The organism is Parasphingorhabdus sp., from assembly GCF_036963705.1.
Lineage (GTDB): Bacteria > Pseudomonadota > Alphaproteobacteria > Sphingomonadales > Sphingomonadaceae > Parasphingorhabdus.
In genome coordinates, this window is the sequence record NZ_JBALUT010000030.1 from 25,556 (window position 1) to 32,485 (window position 6,930).

Genomic DNA, 6,930 nt, shown 5'->3' on the forward strand with positions numbered 1-6,930 from the left:
GGAGACCCGACATGCGATATCCCGGATTGGCGCTGGCCCTGAGTGCAGCAACCGCTTTGTCGGTTGCGCCGCTGCAGGCTGCCCCCAATAGCGAGCCGCAGATTGACTATCCCGGCTTTCTCGATCTGAGTCAGGAAGTCGCCGCGGTTCGAGCAGAAAGACTGATCGATCTAGCCGAATTCCGGCAGCGAGCGGCGCTGCCTGAAACGCTCATTCTCGATACCCGCTCAGCCGCTGCCTTTGCCGAAGGCCATATGGCGGGCGCGGTCAATCTTCCCTTTTCCGATTTTACCGATGCCAAATTACTGGAAGTGATCGGCGAAAACCCGGACCGGGACATATTGATCTACTGCAACAATAATTTCAGCAACAATATCCGCCCGATCATGACCAAGCGCGCGCCGCTGGCGCTCAACATCCCGACCTTCATCAATCTCTATGGCTATGGCTATCGCAACATTTACGAGCTTGGCGCGATCGTCGACCTCAATGATCCGAAGGTGCAGTGGTTGAGTGACGGTTTGGGGTTGTAGAGACTACGGGAACAATAATACCGGCCGCTCGGTTGACCTTCTCCCGTGAGGGAGAAGGATGCGCAGACTTGGCAGCTTGCTGCTTAGTCGCAGCTGGATGAGGGTGTTCGATCTCAGGTTTCGCACGCTCCATCAACGACAGAACACCCTCATCCGACTTTGCCTAATCGCATGCGCGATAAGGCGCCGTATCCTTCTCCCTCACGGGAGAAGGAATACACTGGAGCCACTACCCCTCCCTTTCAATGCCAAGGCTGCACAAAATTCCCTGTCCTACATTGCGCTGTTTATGATAGTCGACCACCTATGACCGGATTTAAAAAGACCCCGCAAAACCCGCCAATTTCCGTCCCTTTGGGGCCAGTATCTTTTCTTTCTTATAACACTGTAAAGTGTGTAAAGTTCATAGCCCTATGACCAACGCCCTGATCCCCGCCGCTCGCGATATTCTCGCCAAGCTGATCGCCTTCGACACCACCTCGCGGAACAGCAATCTCGAGCTGATCGCGTGGGTCGAGGATTATCTTGGACAGCACGGCGTTTCATCGACGCGCGTCGTCAACGCTGATGCGTCCAAGGCCAATCTCTACGCCAGCGTCGGTCCCGCTGTGGAAGGCGGGGTCATTCTTTCCGGCCATAGCGATGTCGTACCGATCGACGGGCAGGACTGGGATAGCGATCCATGGACCGTCACCGAACGGGACGGGCTGCTCCACGGGCGCGGGACTTGCGATATGAAGGGTTTTATCGCGCTGGCGCTGGCCGCTGTGCCGCTGTTCAAAGACTGCGCGAAACCGGTTCATCTCGCTTTTAGCTATGATGAAGAAATCGGCTGTCTCGGCGCGCCGGCGATGATCGATGAAATGGCGGCGAAACTGCCGAAACCGGCGCTGGCGATTATCGGCGAGCCGACGATGATGAAGGTGATCAACGGGCATAAGGGGATCACCGTCCACGAAGTCGAGGTCCTCGGCCATGAAGCCCATAGCAGCCTGCCCCATATCGGCCTGTCCGCCAATATGGTCGCGGTCGAGCTGATGCACGAATTGGCCGGACTGGCGCGGACGCTCTGGGAACAGGGTGATCCGGAATCGCCCTTCATCCCGCCCCACGCGACGCTGACCATCGGCAGGATGGAAGGTGGCACCGCTCCCAATATCCTCGCTCGCCGGGCGCATTTCGTCTTTGATCTGCGCTGCCCGCCGGATGTCGATCCCGAAGCGGTGCTGGCGCCGTTCAAGGCCAAGATCGCCGCGCTGGATGGCGAGATGAAACAGGCTTTCCCAAACGCCGGCGTCACCATCACCCGGCGATCCAACGCCCCGCCAATGGCGCCAAGCGGTTCACGCGAAGCGGAAGATTTTGTTCGCCGCCTGACCGGTGACAATGGTCCGGCGGGAGTTGTCTCCTACGCCGCCGAGGCCGGACAGTTTCAGCAGGCCGGCTTTGCCACCGTGGTCTGCGGCCCGGGATCGATCGAACAGGCGCACCAGCCGAACGAATATCTGGCGGTGGACCAGTTCGCACGCGGCGCGGATTTCATGCAGAGGCTGGCGGAGGAACTATCCCGCCCATAGCTCACTCGATCGGCCGCGCTTCGTCCAATATATCCTGCTCGCCGGCAGCAGCGCGTTCTTCGGCTACCTTTTTTCCGATGTCATTTTCAAGGCTGACATCTTCCAAAGCGAGATCCGGTTGGGGCGCCTTGCGAGCCGGTTTGCTCTCTGCCTTGATGTCGCCGGTTTCATTTTTGCCAGCGCGCGCAATTTCGAGCGGAGCCCCGCTGTCAAACCGCAGCCGGTATATCGGCTCCGGCAGGCCAAAGCCCTCGGCCTCCAACACGGTCATCACCGCGCGGATGGCGATGCTGCGGGCCTTGTAGAAATCGCTATGGGTCTGATCAATCCAGCCAAGAAAACGAATGACGATATTGGAATCACCAACCTGTTCGAGACGAGCGCTCGCATCGGGATCATCAAGCACGAAGGCCAGTTTGCGAAGAGCCTCCAGGCCGATGGCCATCGCCGCCAGCGGGTCGTCCTCGGCATCGACGCCCAGCTCAAAATCGAAGCGACGTTCCGGATTGGTCGAGTAATTGAGTATCTCCGCCTTGAACACGGTGCTGTTGGGGATCCGCAGATGATTGCCGTCGAGGGTCATCAATATCGTCGCCCGCGAGGTCAGGCGGATGACATGGCCCTCACGGTCGCCGATCATGACATGGTCGTTGGCGCGAAACGGCTGGCGGATCGAGAGCATGATGCTCGAGATATAATTGTCGACCGTGTCGCGGATCGCGAAACCGATCGCCAGACCGAGCACGCCGGCGCCGCCGAGGATCGCGCCCATCAACGCGGTAGCCTGCAACACATCAAGAGCGATGATCAGACCGACAATGACAAAGATGATGCGGATGCTGGTCGCCATCAGCTCGGCCATGAACATGTTCGGGGCAATCTTGCGCCACAGGCCGGTCATCCCGGAGAACAGCCGGCCCAACAACCAGAACAGGATGAAGATGGCCAGCGCGATCCCTATCAGGGGCAGACTATTGAGAAATTTCTGGAGATTGTTTGTCAGTTTGGCGGTGACCGGCTGCAGATTATCCGCAACTCTCAGGTTGCGCTCCAAGGCATTTTCGACGGTGACCACGCCCGCCACCCGGGCCGCAATGCTTTCCGCGCGATCGGCGTCCGCCAGTGCCGGTACATCGCCGGTCAACGCCACCACTCCGGCATCGACCTTGACCCCGACGGTTTTCAGGGCATCAATTTCGGCAAAGATGCCCTCGATCCGCTGTTCTATCTCGGCATCGGTGGGCGAACTGGTCTGCGCCTCGATAACCGGTTCCGGATCAACAGGTTCGGCTGGGGATTCGATGCCTGGGAGTTCGATCTGGGCATGGGCCGAAGGCGCGACAAGCACCAAAACCATAAAGACCGAACAGGCCAATGCGGCAAATCGCACCGAATCAAACCGTCGTCCCAATTGCCAGTATTGCATTATGACCCCCTAGTTTTCATCCCGGTCCTGGCATGATCAAGGCATCAACCATCGAGACCGGAAATCGTTGCCCCAAGCATGTCGTAGCGTCAGGCGACAAATTTGTAAAATCTTCAGAAAACCGGTATATTGGGGACCAAGAGAGGACCGCCATGCCCGCAGTAAAGGCCGCAAAACCGAACGAGATTTTCGCCCGTGACGAGTGGGCAGAGCTGACCCGCGTATCGCGCTGGCACGGCCTGTGGCTTTCGCTTCACGCTTGGCTGATGGTCGCGCTGATTACGGGCGGGACCGCTTTGCTCTGGCAATGGCACTGGCTCGCCGGGCTGATCGCCTCACCCGTGGCGATCGCGCTGGTCGGCAGCCGGCAGCTGGGCCTGTCGATCCTGATGCACGAAGCCGCCCATGGCCTGCTTCACCCCAAGCGCAGAATCAATAATTTCGCTGGCCAGTGGCTGACCGGTGCTGCGACCGGCAGCGATCTGCACAGCTATCGCGCCTATCATTTGACCCACCACCGGTTCACCCAGCAGCCGGAGGACCCCGATCTTGGCCTGTCGGCGGCCTTCCCGACCACGCCGGCGAGCATGAAACGCAAGATCATCCGTGATCTCACCGGCCAGACGTTTCTAAAGCAACGCGGTAACCAGTTCGCGGTGGCATGGAACGGTCTCAAGGCGATGCTGAGCGGTGCAACTGATACTGAACCGTCGGCCAAGCGGGACACGTCAGCCGGCACACCACTGAACCGCAACGGCGCTGCCGGGGTGGCTGCGCCCGTTGTCAATCTCGACGGCGCGAAACGCACAACCCGGACTGTCGGGCGGTTCCTGCTGGTACAGCTGGCGGTTCTGGCGATCAGTCTTGCGACCATCGGCATCATTCCTTTCCTGATCTGGATCATCGCCCTGGCGACCAGTTTCCAGCTGATCCTGCGGATTCGCAATATCGCCGAACATGCCTGCACCACGACCGGCGGCAATGATCCATTCAGCCATGCCCGGACGACCCATGCCGATATGCTGATGCGGATGACTTTCGCGCCTTATTGGGTCAATTATCATTGCGAGCATCACCTGTTCATGGGCGTGCCCTGCTATAATCTCCCAAAGGCGCACCAGCTTCTGATCGCCAAAGGTTATCGCGAGCGGATGACGATCGCGAACAGCTATGCCGAGCTTTTACGGACGGTTACGCGGCCGGTTGCGGCCTAGGCCGACCGAACCGCGGCCCTGATCTCGACAAGGTCGGCTTCAAGCTTCGCCATTTTGTCGAGCATCAGCAAATCCATTTTCTCGTGCAGCCGGATGATGTCGATTTCTGCGCGCAGATTGACTTCATAATCATGGGCGGCCGCAATCCGGTCCTTGTTGGAGGCGCGGTTCTGGCTCATCATGATGATCGGGGCCTGGATGGCGGCCAGGGTCGACAACAGAAGGTTGAGGAAAATGAAGGGATAGGGATCGAAGGCGGCATTGAACCGGGTCAATACTTCCGAGTTCAGCAGCATCCAGCCGAACAGGACAACAGCGAAGGCGATGATGAAAGCCCAGGAACCACCAACGGCGGCAACCCGGTCCGACAGGCGTTCACCGAAACTGGCTTGCTCGTCTGCCAGAATTCCGGCGTCATCCGCAACGATTTGCCGGGAGACAATCGCTTCGAGAACCCCCCGTTCCTCGGGGGAAAGGGCTGCCAAGGGCTTGTCGAGCAGTTGCTCGCTGAGTTGCTCGACCGTACGCTTTGCCATCTCAAATCCCCGTCGCTTTGACTATATGCCGGAAATATTCCTAGTCCTTGATGAACCGGTGTGCCGAGCGGTCCTTGCGCGTTTTTGCCGGGTCGAAAATCTCTCCGTTCATCGCGATATAGACGCCGGGCGGCAATGTCTGGGTCGCGGCCAGCGCGAAACCGACGTTGAATTCGGCGTCGCTGATCCGCAAAGTCGCGGGCTGCATTGCTCCGGTTATCACGATGGTCTTGCCCGGGATATCTGTCAGCACAAGCCCGGTCTGGACCATCGTATCGGTGCCATGGGTCAGGAGAATTTTGTCAGCATCGCTGGCAACAATCGCCGCGCGGATATCAAGACGATCCGCATCGGTCAGCTCCAGACTGTCCTTGCGCATCAGCTGCGTCACCCGATGCTGCACATAGACATTATTCTCGGCCAATATATCGGGCAGCGGTGTCGGGCCGATATGATATTCGGACAAGGCATCGAAATAGATTTTATCGATCGTGCCGCCGGTGGTGAAAATATCGATCATCAGGCGCACTCGTCCAGTACGGGAACCGCCGGCGTACCATCCGGCGCAGCAAAGGTCTGGCGAAAGGTAAAGGCCTTGGCCGTCGGTCCGTGAGCGGCAAGATGGTCGACCGCAGCCAACCCTTCTGCCACGCTCGGTTCGTGGCCAACCGGCACCCACCAGAGCGCCTGATAGACATCGATATGCTCCATCCACTCCTTGCGGCGGCGCATGATCACCAGATGCTGGTCATTGCGGTAGACATAGGCGCCGAGGGAATCGACATCGACCCATACCGACATATTGACCACCAGATTCGGATCACCGGGTACCGCGTCAATATCCACCGCATCATTGCCCTCGCCGGTCAAACGCCAGACAAAGCCCGGGGCTGCTTCCGCCGCTGCATTGACCGGATCAAGCGCGTCCATGAAATCGGCATTGGCGGGATCGTCCTTGGCCCGCTTGAACCGCGCGATATTGATTTGTGCCAGATGATAGTCACTCATGTCAAAGCCTCCGCAATCAATTTGCGGGTGTTGGATATGCCATAAAGCGCAATGAAGCTACCCATGCGCGGGCCTTGCGAAGAGCCGAGCAGGGTCTCGTAAAGCGCCTTGAACCAGTCACGGAGATTGTCGAAACCACCTTCCTTGCCGATCGTATAGACAATCGTCTGGATATCCTCGGCAGCAGCATCCTCGGGCAATGCGCCCAGTTCGCTATCCAACCGCTCCAGCGCCGCCACTTCGACGCCTTCCGGTGTACGGCGCTGCAATGTCGGAGCGATGAAGTCCTTGTGATAGGCCATGGCATTGCCGATCAGCTCGTCGAGATCGGGATATTTCTCCGATGTCGCATCCGGCGCATATTGGCGCAAATAGCCCCAGATCTGCTCGCGATCGGCATCACCCATCACGCCGACAAGATTAAGCAGCAGGCCGAATGTCACGGGGATAGTGTCCGTCGGCACATCACCATTGTGGACATGATGGACCGCATTGCCGAGCCGCTTTTCCGGCGTCTGTTCGTGCCAGAGGGCGCGAGACTGGAAATATTCGTCGACCGCTTTCGGTATGACGCCGAGGTGCAATTGCTTGGCCGATTTGGGTTCGCGGAAGATATAGTAGGCCAGGCTGTTCTCG

7 protein-coding genes and 1 pseudogene are annotated in these 6,930 nt (G+C 58.7%); 3 read left to right on the forward strand and 5 right to left on the reverse strand.

Annotated elements, in window-relative coordinates; genetic code table 11:
- The first annotated feature begins 11 nt into the window (after positions 1-11).
- Positions 12-533 carry a rhodanese-like domain-containing protein gene (locus V7680_RS08785; protein ID WP_335652914.1) on the forward strand — a complete coding sequence of 174 codons (522 nt, stop codon included), beginning with the start codon at positions 12-14 and terminating at the stop codon, positions 531-533.
- A 413-nt stretch (positions 534-946) separates the two neighbouring features.
- On the forward strand, positions 947-2,110 hold the full coding sequence (gene argE, locus V7680_RS08790) for an acetylornithine deacetylase (RefSeq protein ID WP_335652915.1): 1,164 nt from the start codon (positions 947-949) through the stop codon (positions 2,108-2,110).
- A gap of 1 nt (position 2,111) precedes the next feature.
- Here the strand turns inward: argE and V7680_RS08795 are convergent, their stop codons facing one another.
- Positions 2,112-3,536, reverse strand: coding sequence for a mechanosensitive ion channel family protein (locus V7680_RS08795; RefSeq protein WP_335652916.1), 1,425 nt, complete (start codon positions 3,534-3,536; stop codon positions 2,112-2,114).
- 152 nt (positions 3,537-3,688) lie between these two features.
- Between V7680_RS08795 and V7680_RS08800 the strand changes: the two genes are divergently transcribed.
- Positions 3,689-4,750: a fatty acid desaturase family protein gene (locus tag V7680_RS08800; RefSeq protein ID WP_335652917.1), complete on the forward strand. Its 1,062-nt coding sequence runs from the start codon at positions 3,689-3,691 to the stop codon at positions 4,748-4,750.
- Here V7680_RS08800 and V7680_RS08805 read toward each other — a convergent pair.
- From V7680_RS08805 to lysK, 4 genes and pseudogenes are all read right to left on the reverse strand, one after another.
- Positions 4,747-5,286 (reverse strand): DUF1003 domain-containing protein, encoded by a 540-nt coding sequence (locus tag V7680_RS08805; protein WP_335652918.1) that lies wholly within the window; start codon positions 5,284-5,286, stop codon positions 4,747-4,749. The two genes, V7680_RS08800 and V7680_RS08805, sit on opposite strands and share 4 nt — an antisense overlap.
- 40 nt (positions 5,287-5,326) lie before the next feature.
- Positions 5,327-5,806, reverse strand: a complete 480-nt coding sequence (locus tag V7680_RS08810) for an asparaginase domain-containing protein (protein ID WP_335652919.1) — start codon at positions 5,804-5,806, stop codon at positions 5,327-5,329.
- A complete protein-coding gene (locus V7680_RS08815) occupies positions 5,806-6,294 on the reverse strand; it encodes a DUF3291 domain-containing protein (RefSeq protein WP_335652920.1) in 489 nt (162 codons plus the stop codon). Before V7680_RS08815 ends, V7680_RS08810 begins: the two co-directional genes overlap by 1 nt.
- Positions 6,291-6,930, reverse strand: a pseudogene (gene lysK / locus V7680_RS08820) (lysine--tRNA ligase); the annotation flags it as partial. The pseudogene lysK and the gene V7680_RS08815, both read right to left, overlap by 4 nt.